The organism is Mesorhizobium sp. WSM4836, from assembly GCF_055811815.1.
In genome coordinates this window covers 270,091-288,235 of the sequence record NZ_JBVVQF010000002.1, presented here as the reverse complement: position 1 = coordinate 288,235, position 18,145 = coordinate 270,091, and the positions used below count along the sequence as shown (strand labels likewise).

The window sequence follows — 18,145 nt, the reverse complement described above, 5'->3', positions numbered from 1 at the left end:
ATCTTTGCATCCCGAGACGGCGGCAGGGCGCACGGCGATCAGCCCCTGCACCAACAGACTGAGCAAACGGCTTCGAGGAAGCGTGTCGAGCAAAATCGATCCGCGCTTTGGCGCACCGCGGACTACACATCCCTCGATGCGCACAGCCGCGAGAAATTGCATGCCCAGCTACGACGACCTCTTCTCTTTGAACTCTTCACGGGCCAGTCAATCGACCTCGTCGGCGGAGAGCGACTTCACAAGCTCAATGATCTTGCGGCGCACTTTCACGTCGGCGATCTTGACGAAGGCGCGGTTCAGCTGGAGGCCTTCCGGGCTGCCGCAGAATTCGACGGCGGAGGTCATCGACGCATCCTCGGCAAATCCACGGTTGCCCACGGGCTCCTGACCGGGCGCATCCTCGAAAAAGAAGGCGACGGGCACGCCGAGTATGGAGGCGATTGCCTGCAAACGGCTGGCGCCGACGCGATTGGTGCCCTTTTCGTACTTTTGGATCTGCTGGAACGTTATGCCGAGGTTTTCGCCCAGTTTTTCCTGGCTCATTCCCAGCATATTGCGGCGAAGCCGGATGCGGCTTCCGACGTGGATGTCGATCGGATTCGGCTTTTTCTTGTTTTCTTCTGTCATTTTTTCCTCGCCGAATTTTTCCGGCTTTTTCTATTTTGCTGCCCAAACGACGCCGCGGCCCGTGCCCCAACAGAACGACCTTATCGACTTCGAAAATTTTCAGGCGCTTACAGTATGAGTTTCTAATGTGTCGGCTGTCAATTCGCCCGTAGCCTTTGCCTTACGTTCAAAATGCATGCCGCAACGGCAAGCAAAAACATGATCAGCATTCCGTTAATGCGTCGTTGGCCGGAGGAAACGATGGCTTGGTTGGAGATCGGCACACGCACATCGATCGCGCCGCGTGCATCGATTGCCAGCGCGTCGACGATGCGACCGCGCGGGTCGACAACGGCCGAAATGCCGTTATTGGCCGCGCGCAACAGAGGCACCCCATTCTCCACCGCCCGGATCTGTGCCTGCCTGAAGTGCTGGTACGGCCCCGGCGTGTCGCCGAACCAGGCGTCATTGGTGACGTTCACAATAAGCTCGGCTGCCGTGGCGTCAACCGCGACCAGATCGGGAAAGATGACCTCGTAGCAAATAAACGGCAGCGCCCGGATACCGCCGGGCAGCGCGATCGGGTGCCGCTCATTGCCGGCCGCGAAGGTCATCGGGCCGGCAACAAGCTGCTCAAGCCCGAAGCGGCCGAGCAGATCGGCGAAAGGCAGGTATTCGCCAAAGGGTACTAGGTGGACCTTGTCGACGGCATCGACGATTTCGCCCCTCTCGTCGATCGCCACTACCGAGTTGTAATACCGGCTGCCGGCCGCCGAGCCGCCTTCCTCGCGAACGACCCCGGCGACCAGCATCTGGCCATCACCAAGCATCTCTCCGATCGCAGGCAGGGCATCCGGACGTTCGGTGAACAGAAACGGCACGGACGTCTCCGGCCACAGGATCAATTGCGGCCTGTCATGGCCGGGTTCCGGCGCCTTGGCCGAAAGCCCCATCATGGTAGCGAAGATGCGGTCACGCACCGAGGCGTCCCATTTTTCCGTGAGGTCGACGGCAGGCTGCACGATACGGACGTCGAGGCTGCGGGCGGCGGCCGGCTTTTCGGGGGCGGCGAGCCGGATATAGCCGAAGCCGGCATGGGCCGCGACGAGAACGACGAGCAGTGCCGCGCCTAGGCGGAGATGGCAGCGCGCCGCAAGCAGCGCCGGCAGCGCAAAGACGAAGACCGCAAGCGCGTCCATGCCGATCATGCCGATCACCGATACGCTCTGCATCAGCAAAGGCACCGGCATCGCCGCATAGCCGACGGCATTCCACGGAAAGCCGGTAAACAGGAAGCCGCGCAGCCATTCCGCCAGCGCAAAGCCGAAGGCGAGCGCGGCGATGCGGCCAATGTCGTTGCTCCACAACAGCCGGGCAACCACGGCAGCGAAGCCATAGAAGAAGGCGAGCGCGAGGGGGATGCCGACCACCGCGAACGGCAAGGCCCAGGCGAAGCTGTCGGCTTCGACCAGCAGCGCCGAGCCGACCCACCACAGACCGGCAAGAAAGTAGCCGAAACCGAACCACCAGCCGGTGGCGAAAGCCGGCCGCAAGCGCCGCAGAAAACCGTCCGAGGCTTCGCCGGTCGCGCCATCGAGGAGCCACACCAACAGCGGGAACGAAACGAAACAGACGGCGAAAAAATCGTAAGGCGCCTGGGCAAGAACCGCCAGCGCCCCGGCAAAAAACGCCACCAGCGCGCGCCGCCAGCCCCAAAGCAGAATTATCCGGCCGGCCTGGCGCTCCATCTATGCTCCCGAGTCGTGCGAATCAGGAAGCAAGATTTATCAGCCCGCGGCCTTGGCTCCAAATGAACCTAAGCCTGCTCGGTGCGGACGGCGCGGCGCCGCCGCTCGCCCTTCAGGGTCTCGACGATGCGCACGCGCTTGACGCGGCGCGGATCGGCGTCGAGCACATGGAACTCGAATCCGGGTATGGCCTGCACCACTTCGCCGCGCGCCGGCACCCGGCCGAGCGTGTTGAAGATCATGCCGCCGATCGTGTCGACATATTCGCCGTGCTCGCCGGCGGCGAAATCCTCGCCGATCATCTTGGCGACGTCATCGATCTCGGCCTTGCCGTCGACGATGAACACACCTTCGCCGGCCTGGGTAATCATCGGCTCGTCCTCGTCGTGCTCGTCCTCGATGTCGCCGACCACCATCTCGACGATATCCTCGAGCGAGACGAGACCGTCGGTGCCGCCATATTCGTCGATGACCAGCGCCATCTGGGTGCGCGTCGTCTGCATCCGCCCCATCAGGTCGGAGGCGAGCATCGACGGCGGCACGAACAGCACCGGTCGGATCAGGTTGAGATCGCCGATGGTGCGCGCCAGATCGACCTGGGCGAGATCGAGAACCGTCGCGACCGGGGTTTTCCTGGTCGTCCTGCCCTTTCTGACGCGGGCGACCTTGGTAATGTGCGCCAGCACGTCGCGGATATGAACCATGCCGCGCGGGTCGTCGAGCGTCTCCGAATAGACCGGCATGCGGGAATGGCCGGACTGCTCGAACAGCCCCAGAAGATCACCCAGCTTCGTCGTGATCTCGACCGCCTCGATGTCGGCGCGCGGCACCATGACGTCCTCGACCCGCACTTCGCGCAGGCGCAGGATGTTGTTGAGCATTGCGCGTTCGCCGGGCGAGAAGGATTCTGCATCGCTCGCCGTTTCGGCAAGCGCACCGGCAATCTCCTCGCGCAGGCTGGTGCCGTTGCGGTGCCTGAAAAGCCCGAGCACGCGATCGAACAGGGAAGGACCGGCAGGCGATGCCTCGCTGGCGAAGCTGCCGGTCGTGGTACTCGGACTCGAGCCCTCTTCCGTCGTTTCGGAAGGCTTGATCGCACTGCCGGCGTCGGAGCGGGCGGCAGTCTCTGGTTTGTCGTTCATCATCGTCCGGTCAATTGGTCTTTTGTAATTACGTGTAGGGATCGGGAATGGCAAGCCTCGCAAGTGCTGCGCGCTCTGTCTCTTCCATCAGTTCCGCTTCGGCATCGGTTTCGTGATCAAAGCCCAGCAAATGCAGCAGGCCATGGATAACGAGATGGGAGATATGGTTCTCGACGGGCTTGTCTTCCAGTGCCGCCTCGCGCGCAACAGTCTCGGCGGCCAGCACGATGTCGCCGAGCATCGGCGGCAGAGGCCCGCCCCTGGCAAACGGAAAAGCTGGAAAAGACAGGACGTTGGTCGGCTTGTCCTTGCCGCGCCAGCCGGCATTGAGCGTACGGATATGGGCATCGTCGGAAAAGACGATGCTGAGCTCGGAACGCCCCTCCGCACCGGTTTCGGCAAAGGCGGCCGAGACGGCGTGGTCGACCAGCCGCGTCAGCGCCGCCTCGTCGGGCCAGTCGCCCGCCTCGATCGCGATATCGATCTCGACGGGAAGCGGGCCCCCCGCCTTTTGCTCGTCAGCCATGTGGCCGCATAATCATATCAGCCTTCGACACCCAAGCCCCTGGCCAGCTTGCCATCACGGTCGTAGGCCTTGACGATCTCGGCGACCAGCGGATGCCTGACGACGTCGCCTTCATTGAAGCGGACCGTCACCATGCCGGTGACGCCGTCGAGGATTCTCAACGCCTCGACCAAGCCGGACTTCGTGTTTGGCGGCAGATCGATCTGGGTCGGATCGCCGGTGACGATCATGCGCGAGTTCTCGCCGAGCCGGGTCAGGAACATCTTCATCTGCATCGGCGTGGTGTTCTGCGCCTCGTCGAGGATGACGGCGGCGTGCGCCAGCGTACGGCCGCGCATGAACGCCAGCGGCGCGATCTCGATGACCTCGGCGGCAATCGCCCGCTCGACCTTGTCGGCCGGCATCATGTCGTAGAGCGCATCATAAAGCGGCCGCAGATAGGGATCGACCTTCTCCTTCATGTCGCCCGGCAGAAAGCCAAGCCGTTCACCGGCCTCGACCGCGGGGCGCGACAGCACGATGCGTTCGACCATGCCGCGTTCGAGCAGCATTGCCGCATGCGCCACCGCCAGATAGGTCTTTCCGGTGCCGGCCGGGCCGATGCCGAAGACGAGTTCCGACCGCTCCAGCGCGCGCATATAGGCGTCCTGGTTCAGTGAACGGGCATAGATGGTCTTCTTGCGTGTCGATATCTGGGCGGCGGACACCTTGCCCTTGCGCTCCAGCGTCGGCAGCGTCAGCTGGTCGTCGGTGGCGATCGCCATGCGCACGGCGCCGTCGACATCGGACTGGCCGATATCGGTGCCTTTCTGCAGAATGCCGTAAAGATTGTCCAAGGCGCGGCGCGCCTGCTCGGCGGCCGAGGAAGAGCCTTTGATTGTCAATTGGTTGCCACGCGAGCGGATGTCGACGCCGAGCTTCTGCTCGAGCCTGGCCAGATTCTCGTCGAACTGGCCGTAAAGGGCGCTGGCAAGCTTGTTATTGTCGAAAGTCAGTACGATGTGCGCCATATCCGAGGCCCCGGAGGTTAGATTCTGGGGCAAATTCTTGACTTCAGCAGCGCTCAACCGTCTCTCCTCATCTGCCGAGGCCTTCAGGCCAATTCGGCGAACAGGCTGTTGTAGCCCGTCTTCGTGATTCGTACCTGGATAATGTCACCGATTTCACCGGCATTTTCATCAACAATAACCGGCTGCAGCCAGGGCGAGCGGCCAACCTTCTGGCCGGCCTGGCGGCCCGGCTTTTCGATCAGCGTGTCGATGCTCCTGCCGACCAGGCTTGCGCCGAAACGCTGCTGCTGTTCCAGAAGCAGCGCCTGCAGCCGCTGCAGGCGCGCGTCCTTGACAGCCTCCGGCACGTGATTGCTCATCCCGGCGCCCGGCGTGCCGGGGCGCGGAGAGTATTTGAACGAGAAGGCCGAGGCATAGTTGACGTCTTCGACCAACTGCATCGTCGCCTCGAAATCCGCTTCCGTCTCACCGGGAAAGCCGACGATAAAATCACCCGACAGCGCGATGTCGCTCCGAGCGGCACGGATGCGGTCGATCAACGTCAGATAGTCCTTGGCCATATGCCTGCGGTTCATCGCCTTGAGTATGCGGTCGGAGCCGGACTGCACCGGCAAATGTAGATAGGGCATCAGCGTAGGCAAATCACGATGGGCGGCGATCAATTCATCGTCCATGTCGCGCGGATGGCTGGTCGTGTAGCGCAGCCGCGCCAGACCTGGAATCTCTGCCAGCCTGAACAGCAGCCGGCCAAGGCCCCATTCCTCGCCGTCTTCGCCTCTTCCGTGCCAGGCATTGACGTTCTGGCCGAGCAGCGTCACCTCGCGCACGCCGGCATCCGCCAGGCGCTCGGCCTCGGCGACGATCTGTGCCACCGGCCGCGAGATTTCCGAGCCGCGCGTATAGGGCACGACACAGAAGGTGCAGAACTTGTCGCAGCCTTCCTGAACGGTCAAGAACGCCGTCACGCCGCGCCTGATCAGTTCGGCGCGCTTTGGCTGCGGCAGATGCTCGAACTTGTCCTCGACGGCATAGTCGGTCTCGACGATCTTTTCGCCGCCGCGCGCCCTCGCCAGCACACCGGGCAGCCGGTGATAGGTCTGCGGGCCGATGACCAGATCGACGGCCGGCGAGCGGCGGATGATCTCGGCACCTTCGGCCTGCGCCACGCAGCCGGCGACGCCGACCAGCATTTCGCGCCCGGCCTTGGCACGTTCCGCCTTCAACTCACGGATGCGCCCAAGTTCGGAATAGACCTTTTCCGCCGCTTTTTCGCGGATGTGGCAGGTGTTGAGCAGCACCAGATCGGCCTCGCCGATGGCATCGGTCGCGGCATATCCGTCGGCCGCCAGAGCATCAGTCATGCGCTGCGAATCGTAGACGTTCATCTGGCAGCCATAGGTCTTGACGAAGACCTTTTTGGTCGCCGCGGGCGGAACGACCAAGCCTTCGGCGGCAGCGCCGATGTCGTCGCGTTCTATCGTGTTCAATTCCATTTCGCGGCTTCTAGCGCCTTTCCCTGACAAAAAACAGACGAATCTGGCCGGAACCTGCGCAGACTACCGGCTTGGGCGCGGTTCGGCGAGCGCCGCCTGCACCATCTCGCGCACCTGGCGTTCCATCTGCTTTGCCGTCTCCTTGCGGCTGGAGCCCTTGGAGAAAGCAATCGCCTCGCCAAAATGCACCTCGACGTCGAGGGCGCCCTCGGCCATCAGCACCTTGAGGTGCGGCATCATCTCCTCATCGCCTATCCAGGCGGCAACCGGCCGGTGCCGGCGGCCGAGCGGCACGCCATGCAGGCGCGTATAGACGATCGCCACCGGCTGGATGAAAACCTGTTCGGCCGCCCCTTCCGCAATCGCCATTGTCGCGGCGCCGAACAGCGTACTCTTGAACGGCAGGATCATGTTGCCGTCGCCGGTCGAGCCTTCGGCGAACAGCACCATGGCATCGCCCCTGGCCATGCGGGCGGCGATCTCGCTAGCCTGGTCGCCCGACGAACGTTTGCGCTCACGTTCAATGAAGACGGTGCGCTGCAGCTTCGAAAGCATGCCGATCAGCGGCCAGCCGGCCATGTCGGCCCTGGCGATGAACGTCACGTCGACCATCGACCCGAGCACCATGATATCGGTCCAGGAGATGTGGTTGGCGGCAACCAGCAATGGGCGCTGGCCGGACAGCGCCCCCTTGACATGGATGCGCAGCCCCACCGCCCTGACGATCATCCTGTGCCAGATCTTCAGGATGAAGGTCTCGCGCCAGAGCCCGGTCTTCATCGATAGGATCTGCAGCGGGACAAGCACCAATGAGCCGACGATAACCAGCCCCAGCGCCAGAAAAATCCTGATTTTTCCGATCATCCGTACCACCCCGGCGCCTGGCTAGCGAAGATCGCGGCGCATGACAAGCGCGCCGGTCGGGCCGTGTTCCGGCGACTTGTAATAGTTGGCGCGCTTGCCGACCTCGCGGAAGCCGAGCCGCCGGTAGAGCGCCATCGCGGCGACATTGGTCTCGTCGACTTCGAGGAAAAGTGCCTCGGCGCGCTGTGCGTGCAGTTCACGCAGCACCGCATCCATCAATTGCCAGCCGAGCCCCCGGCGCCGATGCGAGCGTGCCACTGCGACCGTCAGGATCTCCCCCTCGCCGGCCGCCAGCCGCGCCAGCACGAAGCCGACCGGCGGCTTGGCGCCCTGTCCGGTCTCGCGCGCGGCATAGCCGAACACCGTGTCCTGCTCAAGCAGCGCGGCGAATTCATCGTCGGTCCACGGCCGCGCGAAATCCTCGCGATGCAGCACCGACATGGCCGCGCTGTCGGCAACCGTCAGCGGCTCGATCGCATAGTCCCTGCGACGCGGCTGGAGGAAGGGAATGCGCATCAGTTTTTTTGCCTGGATATAATAAAGCCGGCCTGCGGCTTGGCGTCGGCGCCGCGCAGATAGAACGGTTTCGGTTTTGCGCCCTCGCCGTGTTTACCGACACCTTGGGCCGCGGCCAGCCGGGCATAGACGGCGATGTCTGCGGTGCCCGCCGTCCCGCCGACATCGAAGCTGCGCCCGGCCGCCGCGGCAATTTGGGTTGCCGCCGTGCCGGCCAGAACCGGAGAGATGTCGATCGCCATGGCTGCGGCTTGCGAGAGCGTGGTCACAGCCGGACCATAGATCAGAACCGACCTCTCATCGTAAAGTGCCGCATGGATCTCCTCGCGACCTGCATCGAGCGCGGCGAGTACGGCGCGGCGGGGAAATATCGCTGCGGCTTCTGCGGCCAGCGCCTCCAGAGTCGTCACGCCGATCGCCGGGATTTTCAGCGCCAGCGCAAGGCCGCGCGCCGCCGAGACGCCGACGCGCAGACCGGTGAAGGAGCCCGGACCGGTGGAGACGACAATGGCGCCGAGGCCGGTAAATTCCGTTCCGGCCGCCTTCAATGCCCCTTCGATGACACCCATTAGATGCTCTGCATGACCCTTACCGAGGTCGAGCACCGAACGGCCGAGTTCTTTCCCGGCCGCCGCGTCGTAGACGCAGGCGGCGCAGAGATTGGCAGCACAGTCGATGGCAAGCAACTTCATGAAGCGGCCGGTTGAGACAGTTTCGAAAACAGGTTCCCTCTGCCCGCCAGGGCTGATCCCCGCAAGGGAATAATGGATAAATCGGCAGGCGACTTTGCTTCGGTTGGCCCACGAAGGTAAGTTTCGACGAACCCAACTGCCGCAAACCGACGCCAGGACTAGCCGACCTGCCCGATACGCAGCACGTGATTGTCCCAGACATAGTCCGGCTCGGAACGGATCGTGCCATCGCCCTCGACAATTTCGCCGCCGCCCGTCGTCGCCATGAAGCTTTCCCCATCGGGCGCGACGCCGCAGACCTCGACCAGCGCCCTGGCGGCGACGATGCGGCTGCTGGCCGTGTCGATCACGACAAGCGAATTCCCTTCAGGCGAAGACACGGCGATAGTGCCGGCGGCAGGGTTGGCGGCTACCGAGCCGATATAGTTCCTGAAGCCGGAGAGCACATCCTGCGACATGTCGAGCAGTTTCAAGTCCTTGCCGCGCGCCGCGCGGCCGACCAGCGGCGGACGATCGGTACCCGGCCCCCTGTACTGACAGCCGAACCAGACGGTGCCGGAGCGGTCGGCATCCATATGGCGGATCGACAGTTGGTGCAGCGACGGCGGCAATTCATGCTTTTCGGTGAGATCGCCGGTGAGGCGGTCGACCAGAACATAGGAGGGCTTCATCGTTGCGATATTGAGCTCGGCGCGGCCATAGTCCGGATGGGTTTCGATGCCGCCATTAGCCACAGCAATCGTCCTGCCATCCGAAAGCAGCAAAAGCTCGTGTGGGCCCATGCCGTAGGTCGGGAACTCGCCGATGCGCTTGAATTTCGCATGCGCGTCATAGACGCCGACGACGCCCGCGGCATTGTCGAAATCGTTCTCGGTTGCGTAGAGCAGCGTGCCATCGGCCGAAAACACGCCATGGCCGAAGAAATGCCGGCCGGCAACGCTGGCAATCGTGTGCGGTTCATCGCGGCCGGTATGGTCGAAGACGACAGCAAAGGTGCCCGGCTGCCTGGCGAACACCACCGAACGCTTGGACACAGGGTCGAAGGTAACGTCGTGGCCTCGATCGGGCAGATCGATCGTGTGCAACAACTTGCCGGCCTCGGACAGGACGGCCGCGCCATAGCTGCCGTCGCGCTTGACGAAAGCAGTGGCGAAGACCGCGTCGGCGTCGAGTGTCTTCGCCCATGCCGACGGCGCCATCGCCGCGACGAAACCAGCGCCTGCGGCCCTCAGGAAATCGCGCCGATCGATTAGTGGCGTCCTCATGAGACAGCCCTCTCGGGCACGGTCCCATGCTCCAACTTCGTCATCCTTGGGCGGAGCAGGAGCGAAGCTCCGTCGCGGAGACCCAAGGATCCATGCCGTAATCTCAGCCGGGGAGTAAGGCGGAGCAGAATTCTGCACTTAAGCAACGCTTCGAGGTCACGGCATGGATCCTGGGATCTGCGCCCCGTCGCTGCGCTCCTTGCTCCGCCCCAGGATGACGACGCGATGGGCCTTTCGGCAAATGTCCAAAGCGAGCGATCTGTCAACGCAACCGCGTCCGGCCTGTCAAAACTTCCTCGCCAAGTAACTCGCCCCAAAAGTCGATACCGCTTCGGAACCATTCTTAGTCCCCGTCCAGTGACGAAAACCCGGCGGTCAGGCCGAATTCGGCGGTCAGCCTGGTGGCGATCAGGGTTGTCAGGCTGGATGTCACCAGCGAGAAATAGTCGAGCTTCTGGCGCAGCGCCGGATCGGCAAGTGCCTTGTCGATCGGGCCTCTGATCGCCTTGGCCGCTTCGATCCCGTTGGTGAGCTGGATGTGGACCGATTCGGCCATCCAGCGCGTCTCGGGCGGCAGCGCGTCGCCAAGCTGCGAGGCCTGGAACAGCGCGTCCATTCCCGCCAGATTCCCGGTCAGCGAGCGGGCGGTGTTTTGCGAGCGCCAATAGATCGCCTGTTTCGGTTTGTCGGCCTCCGGCTTGGCGCCCAGGAAGCCTTTCAGGCGCACATCGCGGACCATTTCCAACTCGTTGATGAAGACGCCGACCAGTTCGGTCACCGCTTCAGTGCCGTCGTGGTAGAGCGCGTTCTGCGGACCCGGATTGGCCCAGAGCGCGGCAAAGCCGTCGGGCTTGGTCCAGGCATCGCCGACCTCGCCGGCAATCGTCTCAACATTGCCGGCGATGGCCGCGCCGTAGGCGCAGCGATATGCGTCGTCCCTGCCGGCCAATTGATCGGCGCCGTCGCCGTAGAGGACGAATTCCAGTGCGCCGAGCCCTTGCATGGCGACGCTCTTTGTCGCCAGTTGGGCCGGATCGGCGGCGACCGGATCCTTGCTGGCCAACGCCGCCTGCACCTGCTTCAGGCCGATACTCTTGCGGTCCGGCCAAAACAGCATGCGCTCAAGCCAGTTGTTTTCGGAGATCGGGCCGAAACGGATGATTTCCACCACCGACCACGCATCCACGACACCGGCGAACTCGGCGCGTGCCGCATCGAGATTGTCTTGCGAGGGCGCCTGGCAAAGCGTGTGCATTGCCTCGGCCAAGCTGTCTGTATGGTCATGCAGCCTGGCATAGGCCGGGCGGACGAAGCCGTCGATCGCGCGCTGGATCACATCCGAAGCCTTCACCGCGGCGGATGCCGGCAGCGCACCGGCAAGAACCAGCATCAGAGCGAGTGCAAGACGCTTCCGCATCAGAGCGACTCCAGAAACTTGATCAGCGCGGCGCGGTCGGCCGCATCGGCAGCGGCAAAGCGGTCACGCGCCTTCTGGCCCTCGCCGCCATGCCACAGAATCGCCTCGGCCAGGCTGCGTGCGCGCCCGTCATGCAGGAAGAAGGTGTTGCCGCTGACGGTCTGGGTGAGCCCGATGCCCCACAGCGGCGGCGTGCGCCATTCGCTTCCTGTGGCCTCGCCCACCGCCTGTCCGTCGGCAAGGCCGGGTCCCATGTCATGCAGCAGGAAATCGGAATAAGGCCAGATCAGCTGGAAGGCCTGCGCCTTGTTCGGGGTGCCGCGATGGGTGACGAATTTCGGCGTATGGCAGGAGATGCAGCCCATATCGTAGAACAGTTTTTTGCCGGCGAGCACGTCCGGTCTGTCGAGGTCGCGCCGGGCCGGCACGGCAAGGTTTTGCGAATAGAAGGTCACGAGGTCCATGACCGGCGGCGGCGCTTCGATCGGACCGAGGCGCTCCTGCACACCGTTGGGTAGGGCAAGGCAGGTCTTTTCTGCGGCGCTGCAATCCCCCCAGTGCTTCGGCACCTCAGGCGTCGAAATGCCGATATCGCCGGCAAAAGCGTCCGCCGATTGCTGGCGGATCGATGCCGCCTGCGCCTTCCAGCCGAAACGGCCGAGCGTCAGTTCACCGCTGCTGCCGTCGCGTATTATATTGGGCCTGCCGGAAATCCCGTCACCATCGCGGTCGGCCGCATCGGCACGGGCAAGGATGTCTGCAGGAGCGATCTGCTCGACCAGGCCAAGGCCGATCATAGGCGGTGTCATGCGCGGCGACAGCGTGGTGTGTGGATCGAGCGGCCCGTAGGCTAGACCCTCGACCGAATAGCTCGGCTTGCGCAGCGACACCGTGCTGCCGTCCGCCAGTTTTACCGTTTGCTCCTGATAGTCGACATGCATCCTGCCTTCGCCCCTCAGGCCGGGAACGGCTAGCTCCTGAAGTTGTGTGCCATAGACCGGGTCGGGGAAGTTGAGCACCTTGTGATCGGCGAGCGCGGCTTTCTCCTCCTCGGTACTGGCTTCCCTTGCCAGGCGCAGGAACATCGAGGTGGTGCCGCTGTCGCCTTCGGGCGGATGGCCGCGGCCGTCCTTCAGATGACAGTTCTGGCAGGCGCGCTCGTTGAACAGCGGACCGAGCCCATCCGAGGCCTGCGTCGAGGATGGCGAGGACACCCAGTTCTTGCGGAAAATAGCATTGCCGAGCTTGAAGGTACCCTCTTCCTCGAAGCTGATGTTGGCGGAGGATTGCGAGAAGGCGTCCTTGTTGACGTCCTTCTTCGAGGTGCCGGCGCCGCCCTGCATCAGTTCGAATTGCTCGGGCTTGGAAAAATCGCTGGTTGGCCTGGTAATGGCGATGACGCGCGCCAGATCCTTCGGCGTCAGATCGGTGCGGTTGGTGGCAAGCCCCACCGGTTGCGGCGCCCCGGCCAGCGCCGAGGCTGTGAGCGTCGCCACAACTGCAAGAAAGGCGCCGCGAAGGATATCGTATCGTGGCTTCTTCTGAGGCGGCAGGCCGCTGTGCTCGGCCGGCCGCAAGCGGCGTACGAAATCTAGAGGGCGCCGCATTCCCGCATATCCTTATTCCGCCTCGTCCGCCGGCGCCGCGTTGAGCTGGCCGTATTTTTCCTCGCCGATCGAGGCCAGCAGGTCGAGTTGCGTCTCGAGGAAGTCGATATGATCTTCCTCGTCAGCCAGCAATTCCTCGAACAGCTTCATCGTCACGTAGTCGCCTGCTTCGTTGCAAACCTCCCGCGAACGTTTGTAGGCGGTGCGCGCGTCATATTCGCCGGCAAGATCGGATTCGAGCACTTCCTTGACATTCTGCCCGATGCGCAGCGGCGCCACGGACTGCAGGTTCGGATGGCCCTCGAGGAAGATGATGCGCGCCACGAGCCGGTCGGCATGGTGCATTTCCTCGATCGATTCGGCGCGTTCCTTCTTGGCCAGCTTGGCGTATCCCCAGTCTTCCAGCAGCCGGAAATGCACCCAATACTGATTGACGGCGCCAAGCTCCAGGAACAGAGCCTCATTAAGCCGCTCGATGATCTGCTGCTCGCCTTTCATGCGTTCTGCTCCCGTATTGGACGCGCAGGCCTCTGACGCGATCCAGGTGTGAAACGATGTCCACGCCGCTCGCCGCCGAGCGGGCGTGATAATTTTCGGTGACCCGAATGATCGTTTCGACCACATTTGGGAAGCAGCCGCAACAACGACCGCGCTTGTGCATAGCATGATAGACCATCGCCGGCACGATAAGCTGCCAAGGGTCCTGATCCAGCAGTTCGACGATCGTCTGCTCTATCTCCTTATCGGTGATGATGTTGCAATGGCAGATCAGCATATTTCGCTCTGGCTGACGGCGCTTCGTTGCGTCGCGTGGCTGGTGGTTCGATAGTTTACTGGAACACTTTGTCCGGTGAATCGAGGCTGTCCGAGCCCTCGAAGGCTATGGCATTGAGCTTCAGGGTGCCGACGGCGCGTTCGATCGACTTGGTCTGATCGACCAGCGCGTCGATCGCCGCCTGCACGGTGGCATTGCCTTCAGTGTTGCCTTCTCCGATCTGCTGGTCATAGGCCTCGCCGGCAAGCGCCCGCGCCTTGATGGCCTCCATCTTGGCGATGGTGACATCCAGCTTAGCCGACAATTCTTTGTCGATCGCCGGATCGGCTTGCCTGACCATGTCGGCCACCGACGGCCCCTCGACGACCGTGCCGTCAAGCCGCGTGTAGCTGCCGTGATAGGCGGCACGGATGCCGATCGCGTCATAGAGATGGGAGTTGTAGGTGTTGTCGGAGAAGCAATCGTGCTCCTCTTCCGGATCGTGCAGCAAGAGGCCGAGCTTCATCCGCTCGCCGGCGAGTTCGCCGTAGGACAGCGAGCCCATGCCGGTGAAGATGGTCGAAATGGCGGCGTTCGGCTCGCCATCGGTAAGGTTCTTGCGGGCGGCGCCGCCTTCCTTCCAGTCGTCGACCATGTCCTCGAGATCGGAAACCAGAAGGTCGCTCGCCGATTTCAGGTATTGCGCGCGGCGATCGCAATTGCCGCCGGTGCAATTGGCGAGGTCGTAATCGGTGTAGGGCCGCTCGCCGGCGCCCGGACCGGTGCCGTGCAGGTCTTGCCCCCACAGCAGGAATTCGATGGCGTGATAGCCGGTCGCCACATTGGCCTCGATGCCGCCGGCCTCCTGCAGCGTGCCGGAGAGGAATTCCGGCGTCAGATTGGCGGCGTCGACCTTCTTGCCGTTGATCTCGATCGACTTGTTGGCGATCACATTGGCGGTGTAGAGCGCGTTGGCATCCGACTCGGTGCCGTAGCTCTTGGCGACATAGTCAATCAAGCCTTCATCGAGCGGCCAGGAGTTCACCTTGCCTTCCCAGTCGTCGACGATGGCATTACCGAAGCGATAGACCTCGGTCTGCTGATAGGGAACACGCGATGCCTTCCACGCCTCGCGGGCGGCGTTCAGCGTTTCGGCGGATGGCTTGGCGAGCAGCGCATCGACAGCCTTGTCGAGCGCCTCGGCCGTGATCAGCGAATCCTCGTATTTGGCGAGCGCGATGTCGGAATAAGTCTTGATGACCGCCTCGGCATCGGTTTGCGCCTTGGCCGGCAGCACGAACACCGCCGCCGTGAGCATCGCGGTGGCGCCGATCGCCGCAAGCCTGCCGCCATACCGCGCGGTCATCATCGTTCTCATGACTGTCTCTCCTCGGGAATCAATGAAATGCCGGCGCCGCGGCGGGGAGCTGCCAGCGGGCAAAGAAGGGTCGCGCCATCGCGCGGTTCGCGGAAGAAAGACACCGAAATGCCTCCAATCGAAAGGGTTCAAGGCCCAGACATCAAAGGGATGCGCTGACGCGCGAGCTTCCATAAAACGGCGAAGAAGCCGGATGTCAACTGGCGCCGTAGGAAAAATTCAATTGAAACAATAGTTTAGAATTATTCTAAACTAGAACTGTCAACTTTAACACCGGCGTATCAGGAATGCCGGCGCATGACGCGATTGACAGGCGGCCGTTCCGGGTGCGACCCGGATCGGCGCTCTTGCGGCGGCGCCGGACAATCGCCACCTGGCGGGACGTCCTAGATTGGGATGAGGAATCGGGCTGTTATGAGGAACGGAGTCGTCATTGTCGGTGCGGGTCATGCGGGCGTGCAAGCGGCCGCCAGCCTGCGCGAAGAAGGCTATGACGGCCCGGTGATCCTGGTCGGCGACGAAAACGAATTGCCCTACCACAAGCCGCCGCTGTCAAAGACCTTCATCAAGGATCAGCAAGCAAAGCCGCAGCCGTTGCGCGGCGAGGCTTTTTATACCGGCAGCGCCATAGACTACCGGCCAGGCCTCCAGGTCGAGCGCATCGACGTAGGCGGCCGCGGGCTGGAGATATCGGGCGGCGGCGTGCTGCCGTTCGACCGGCTCGTCCTCGCCACCGGCGCGCGGCCGCGCCTGCTGCCGCTGCCGGGGTCGGAGCTCTCCGGCGTTGTGTCGCTGCGCTCGCTCGGCGATGCCCGCCTGATCCGCGAATTGAGCGCGCAGAGCGAGGAGGTCGTCATCCTCGGCGGCGGCTTCATCGGCCTGGAGATTGCCGCGACGCTCACCGCGGCCGGCCGCAAGGTTACGGTGGTCGAGGCGGTCGATCGGCTGCTCGGCCGCGCCGTGGCACCGGTCATCGCCGGCCATGTGCGCCAGCGGCTGGAAGCCACCGGGGTGCGCATTCTTACCGGCACCACCATCGAACGGCTGGAGGGCGAGAACGGCCGTGTTTCGGCTGCGATCACCTCATCCGGCGCAAGATTGCCGGCGCAGATGGTCGTCATCGGCATCGGCGTCGTGCCGAATGTCGAATTGGCCGAAGCCGCCGGCATCGCCATCGCCAACGGCATCCGCGTCGATCAGCAGATGCGCACGTCGGTGCCGGAAATCCTCGCCATCGGCGACGCCGCCTCCTACCGGCACTGGTTCACCGGCGGCGACGTGCGGCTGGAATCGGTGCAGAACGCCACAGACCAGGCGCGGCTCGCCGCACGGACCATAGTCGGCCACGCCGACAATTATTCGGCGGTGCCCTGGTTCTGGTCCGACATCGGCGACATGAAGCTGCAGATGGTCGGCCTGATTGCGGGCGGCGACAGCCATATCGTGCTGGGTGACGTGGCCGAGAACAAGTTCTCCATCTACCACTATGCCGGAAGCCGGCTGCTCGGCATCGAATCGGTCAATCGGCCCGGCGACCACATGCTTGGCCGCAAAATGCTCGGCGCCGGCTTTTCGCCGTCGCCGCAGATTGTCGCGGCCGGGCCCGACTGGCTGAAGGCGGCGCTCGCCGCCTTCCAGCAGGCAGAGCCTGCAACAGCGGCCGGATAGCTCAGGCGGCGCGGGCTTCGCGGATCGAACTTTCCAGGATGTCGAGCGCCTCGTTCATGACGCCGTCCTGTATGGTGATCGGCGCGAGGAAGCGGATGACGTTGCCGTAGACGCCGCAGGTCAGCAGGATCAGGCCCTTGTCGAGCGCCTTCAGCCGCACCGCGTTGGCGAGTTCCGGCGACGGCAGGCCCTTCGTCACATCGTTGAACTCGACCGCGTTCATGAAGCCGGGGCCTCTGATATCGACGATCTCCGGCGCTTCGTCGCGGATCGATTGCAGGCGCTGCTTCAGCCGGTTGCCCAGCGTATTGGCGCGGTCGCAGAGCTTCTCCTCGTCGATGACGTCGAGCACTGCATGCGCAGCGGCGACGCCGATCGGGCTGCCGCCATAGGTGCCGCCGAGCCCGCCGGGGTTCGGGGCATCCATGATCTCGGCAAGCCCGGTGACCGCCGCCAGCGGGAAGCCGCCGGCCAGGCTCTTGGCCATGGTGGTGATATCGGCTGCGACCTCATGGTGGTCCATGGCGAACATCCTGCCGGTGCGGGCAAAGCCGGTCTGCACTTCGTCGGCGATCAACAGCATGCCGTGCTGGTCGCAGATCTTGCGCAATGCGCTCATGAAGTCGCGCGGCGCCTCGTAGAAGCCACCCTCGCCCTGCACCGGCTCGACGATGATCGCGGCGACGCGGGCCGGATCGACATCGGCCTTGAACAGCCGGTCGAGCGCGGCGAGCGAATCGGCGACCGACACGCCGTGCAGCGCCACCGGGAACGGCGCATGGAAGACATCGGCCGGCATGGCGCCGAAGCCGACCTTATAAGGCACGACCTTACCGGTCAGCGCCATGCCCATGAAGGTGCGGCCGTGAAAGCCGCCGGAAAAAGCGATGACCGCCGGCCGGCCGGTGGCGTTACGGGCGATCTTGATGGCGTTCTCGACCGCCTCGGCGCCAGTGGTGACAAAGATCGTCTTCTTGTCGAACTTGCCGGGTAGCATGCCGTTCAGCCGTTCGGCCAGCCTGATATAGCTCTCATAGGGCACGACCTGGTAGCAAGTGTGGGTGAAGCGGTCGAGCTGCGCCTTGACCGCTTCGATTACCCTTGGATGACGGTGGCCGGTGTTGACGACGGCGATGCCGGACGAGAAATCGATGTAGCGGCGGCCTTCCACATCCCAGATCTCCGAGTTTTCGGCGCGATCGGCATAGATCTGCGTGGTCATACCGACGCCGCGCGAAATCGACTGGTTCTTGCGTTCGGAAATGGCTGAGTTCTTCATGGTGTTCCCTGGCCGGGGCCGCGCCCGTTCTCGTTTGATGGTGGCTCAGACGTGTTCTGGCGTTATTTCATATTTTCCTCAAGTTGGCACCGTCGCCGGCTCGTTGGGCCTGCCGCCGCGTCGCATTCCTTCGCGCCCCCTCTGGCGTGCCGGCCATCTCCCCCACAAGGAGGGAGATCG

General features: G+C 63.5%; 17 protein-coding genes. 1 reads left to right on the top strand and 16 read right to left on the bottom strand.

All coding sequences use genetic code 11. The features are described from left to right. Positions 1–207: 207 nt before the first annotated feature. From AC0L2P_RS03590 to AC0L2P_RS03520, 15 genes are all read right to left on the bottom strand, one after another. Positions 208–627, bottom strand: coding sequence for a helix-turn-helix domain-containing protein (locus AC0L2P_RS03590; protein WP_473499874.1), 420 nt, complete (start codon positions 625–627; stop codon positions 208–210). A 137-nt stretch (positions 628–764) separates the two neighbouring features. Continuing rightward, positions 765–2,354, bottom strand: coding sequence for an apolipoprotein N-acyltransferase (gene lnt / locus AC0L2P_RS03585; protein ID WP_473499873.1), 1,590 nt, complete (start codon positions 2,352–2,354; stop codon positions 765–767). Between the two features lie 68 nt (positions 2,355–2,422). Then, entirely contained in the window at positions 2,423–3,496 is a 1,074-nt protein-coding gene (locus AC0L2P_RS03580; RefSeq protein ID WP_254816261.1) for a hemolysin family protein, read from the bottom strand. A 28-nt stretch (positions 3,497–3,524) separates the two neighbouring features. Then, a complete protein-coding gene (gene ybeY / locus AC0L2P_RS03575) occupies positions 3,525–4,022 on the bottom strand; it encodes an rRNA maturation RNase YbeY (protein WP_473499872.1) in 498 nt (165 codons plus the stop codon). Between the two features lie 17 nt (positions 4,023–4,039). Then, positions 4,040–5,032, bottom strand: a complete 993-nt coding sequence (locus AC0L2P_RS03570) for a PhoH family protein (protein WP_473499979.1) — start codon at positions 5,030–5,032, stop codon at positions 4,040–4,042. A gap of 83 nt (positions 5,033–5,115) precedes the next feature. Continuing rightward, positions 5,116–6,525, bottom strand: coding sequence for a tRNA (N6-isopentenyl adenosine(37)-C2)-methylthiotransferase MiaB (gene miaB / locus AC0L2P_RS03565; RefSeq protein ID WP_473499871.1), 1,410 nt, complete (start codon positions 6,523–6,525; stop codon positions 5,116–5,118). 63 nt (positions 6,526–6,588) lie between these two features. Continuing rightward, positions 6,589–7,389 (bottom strand): lyso-ornithine lipid O-acyltransferase, encoded by an 801-nt coding sequence (gene olsA, locus AC0L2P_RS03560; protein ID WP_473499870.1) that lies wholly within the window; start codon positions 7,387–7,389, stop codon positions 6,589–6,591. 21 nt (positions 7,390–7,410) lie between these two features. Then, complete coding sequence (gene rimI / locus AC0L2P_RS03555; protein ID WP_473499869.1) at positions 7,411–7,905, bottom strand: ribosomal protein S18-alanine N-acetyltransferase; 495 nt, start codon at positions 7,903–7,905, stop codon at positions 7,411–7,413. Continuing rightward, on the bottom strand, positions 7,905–8,597 hold the full coding sequence (gene tsaB, locus AC0L2P_RS03550; RefSeq protein WP_473499868.1) for a tRNA (adenosine(37)-N6)-threonylcarbamoyltransferase complex dimerization subunit type 1 TsaB: 693 nt from the start codon (positions 8,595–8,597) through the stop codon (positions 7,905–7,907). The genes rimI and tsaB overlap by 1 nt, the downstream gene beginning before the upstream one ends. 158 nt (positions 8,598–8,755) lie before the next feature. Then, on the bottom strand, positions 8,756–9,862 hold the full coding sequence (locus AC0L2P_RS03545) for a DUF1513 domain-containing protein (protein ID WP_473499867.1): 1,107 nt from the start codon (positions 9,860–9,862) through the stop codon (positions 8,756–8,758). Between the two features lie 343 nt (positions 9,863–10,205). After that, positions 10,206–11,279, bottom strand: coding sequence for an imelysin family protein (locus AC0L2P_RS03540; RefSeq protein WP_473499866.1), 1,074 nt, complete (start codon positions 11,277–11,279; stop codon positions 10,206–10,208). After that, positions 11,279–12,886, bottom strand: coding sequence for a di-heme oxidoreductase family protein (locus AC0L2P_RS03535; protein ID WP_473499865.1), 1,608 nt, complete (start codon positions 12,884–12,886; stop codon positions 11,279–11,281). Before AC0L2P_RS03535 ends, AC0L2P_RS03540 begins: the two co-directional genes overlap by 1 nt. Before the next feature lie 12 nt (positions 12,887–12,898). Continuing rightward, the gene (bfr, locus tag AC0L2P_RS03530; protein ID WP_473499864.1) at positions 12,899–13,384 is read right to left on the bottom strand and encodes a bacterioferritin; all 486 of its coding nucleotides are present in this window, start codon (positions 13,382–13,384) and stop codon (positions 12,899–12,901) included. After that, positions 13,350–13,661: a (2Fe-2S)-binding protein gene (locus AC0L2P_RS03525; RefSeq protein ID WP_473499863.1), complete on the bottom strand. Its 312-nt coding sequence runs from the start codon at positions 13,659–13,661 to the stop codon at positions 13,350–13,352. Before AC0L2P_RS03525 ends, bfr begins: the two co-directional genes overlap by 35 nt. A gap of 55 nt (positions 13,662–13,716) precedes the next feature. Further along, positions 13,717–15,006 (bottom strand): imelysin family protein, encoded by a 1,290-nt coding sequence (locus AC0L2P_RS03520; RefSeq protein WP_473499978.1) that lies wholly within the window; start codon positions 15,004–15,006, stop codon positions 13,717–13,719. Between the two features lie 426 nt (positions 15,007–15,432). On the opposite strand from AC0L2P_RS03520, the gene AC0L2P_RS03515 reads away from it, so the two are divergent. Further along, complete coding sequence (locus tag AC0L2P_RS03515) at positions 15,433–16,686, top strand: NAD(P)/FAD-dependent oxidoreductase (RefSeq protein WP_473499862.1); 1,254 nt, start codon at positions 15,433–15,435, stop codon at positions 16,684–16,686. Between the two features lies 1 nt (position 16,687). Here the strand turns inward: AC0L2P_RS03515 and AC0L2P_RS03510 are convergent, their stop codons facing one another. Then, positions 16,688–17,965: a 4-aminobutyrate--2-oxoglutarate transaminase gene (locus tag AC0L2P_RS03510; protein ID WP_473499861.1), complete on the bottom strand. Its 1,278-nt coding sequence runs from the start codon at positions 17,963–17,965 to the stop codon at positions 16,688–16,690. Positions 17,966–18,145 lie beyond the last annotated feature (180 nt).

What these genes read in the sequence shown, in the direction of transcription:
- AC0L2P_RS03580 (WP_254816261.1), bottom strand. Translation starts at nt 3,496, where the DNA reads ATGAACGACAAACCAGAGACTGCCGCCCGCTCCGACGCCGGCAGTGCG.
- ybeY (WP_473499872.1), bottom strand. Translation starts at nt 4,022, where the DNA reads ATGGCTGACGAGCAAAAGGCGGGGGGCCCGCTTCCCGTCGAGATCGAT.
- AC0L2P_RS03515 (WP_473499862.1), top strand. Translation starts at nt 15,433, where the DNA reads ATGAGGAACGGAGTCGTCATTGTCGGTGCGGGTCATGCGGGCGTGCAA.
- AC0L2P_RS03570 (WP_473499979.1), bottom strand. Translation starts at nt 5,032, where the DNA reads ATGGCGCACATCGTACTGACTTTCGACAATAACAAGCTTGCCAGCGCC.
- tsaB (WP_473499868.1), bottom strand. Translation starts at nt 8,597, where the DNA reads ATGAAGTTGCTTGCCATCGACTGTGCTGCCAATCTCTGCGCCGCCTGC.
- bfr (WP_473499864.1), bottom strand. Translation starts at nt 13,384, where the DNA reads ATGAAAGGCGAGCAGCAGATCATCGAGCGGCTTAATGAGGCTCTGTTC.
- AC0L2P_RS03535 (WP_473499865.1), bottom strand. Translation starts at nt 12,886, where the DNA reads ATGCGGCGCCCTCTAGATTTCGTACGCCGCTTGCGGCCGGCCGAGCAC.
- AC0L2P_RS03540 (WP_473499866.1), bottom strand. Translation starts at nt 11,279, where the DNA reads ATGCGGAAGCGTCTTGCACTCGCTCTGATGCTGGTTCTTGCCGGTGCG.
- AC0L2P_RS03525 (WP_473499863.1), bottom strand. Translation starts at nt 13,661, where the DNA reads ATGCTGATCTGCCATTGCAACATCATCACCGATAAGGAGATAGAGCAG.
- miaB (WP_473499871.1), bottom strand. Translation starts at nt 6,525, where the DNA reads ATGGAATTGAACACGATAGAACGCGACGACATCGGCGCTGCCGCCGAA.
- AC0L2P_RS03510 (WP_473499861.1), bottom strand. Translation starts at nt 17,965, where the DNA reads ATGAAGAACTCAGCCATTTCCGAACGCAAGAACCAGTCGATTTCGCGC.
- lnt (WP_473499873.1), bottom strand. Translation starts at nt 2,354, where the DNA reads ATGGAGCGCCAGGCCGGCCGGATAATTCTGCTTTGGGGCTGGCGGCGC.
- olsA (WP_473499870.1), bottom strand. Translation starts at nt 7,389, where the DNA reads ATGATCGGAAAAATCAGGATTTTTCTGGCGCTGGGGCTGGTTATCGTC.
- AC0L2P_RS03590 (WP_473499874.1), bottom strand. Translation starts at nt 627, where the DNA reads ATGACAGAAGAAAACAAGAAAAAGCCGAATCCGATCGACATCCACGTC.
- AC0L2P_RS03520 (WP_473499978.1), bottom strand. Translation starts at nt 15,006, where the DNA reads ATGACCGCGCGGTATGGCGGCAGGCTTGCGGCGATCGGCGCCACCGCG.
- rimI (WP_473499869.1), bottom strand. Translation starts at nt 7,905, where the DNA reads ATGCGCATTCCCTTCCTCCAGCCGCGTCGCAGGGACTATGCGATCGAG.
- AC0L2P_RS03545 (WP_473499867.1), bottom strand. Translation starts at nt 9,862, where the DNA reads ATGAGGACGCCACTAATCGATCGGCGCGATTTCCTGAGGGCCGCAGGC.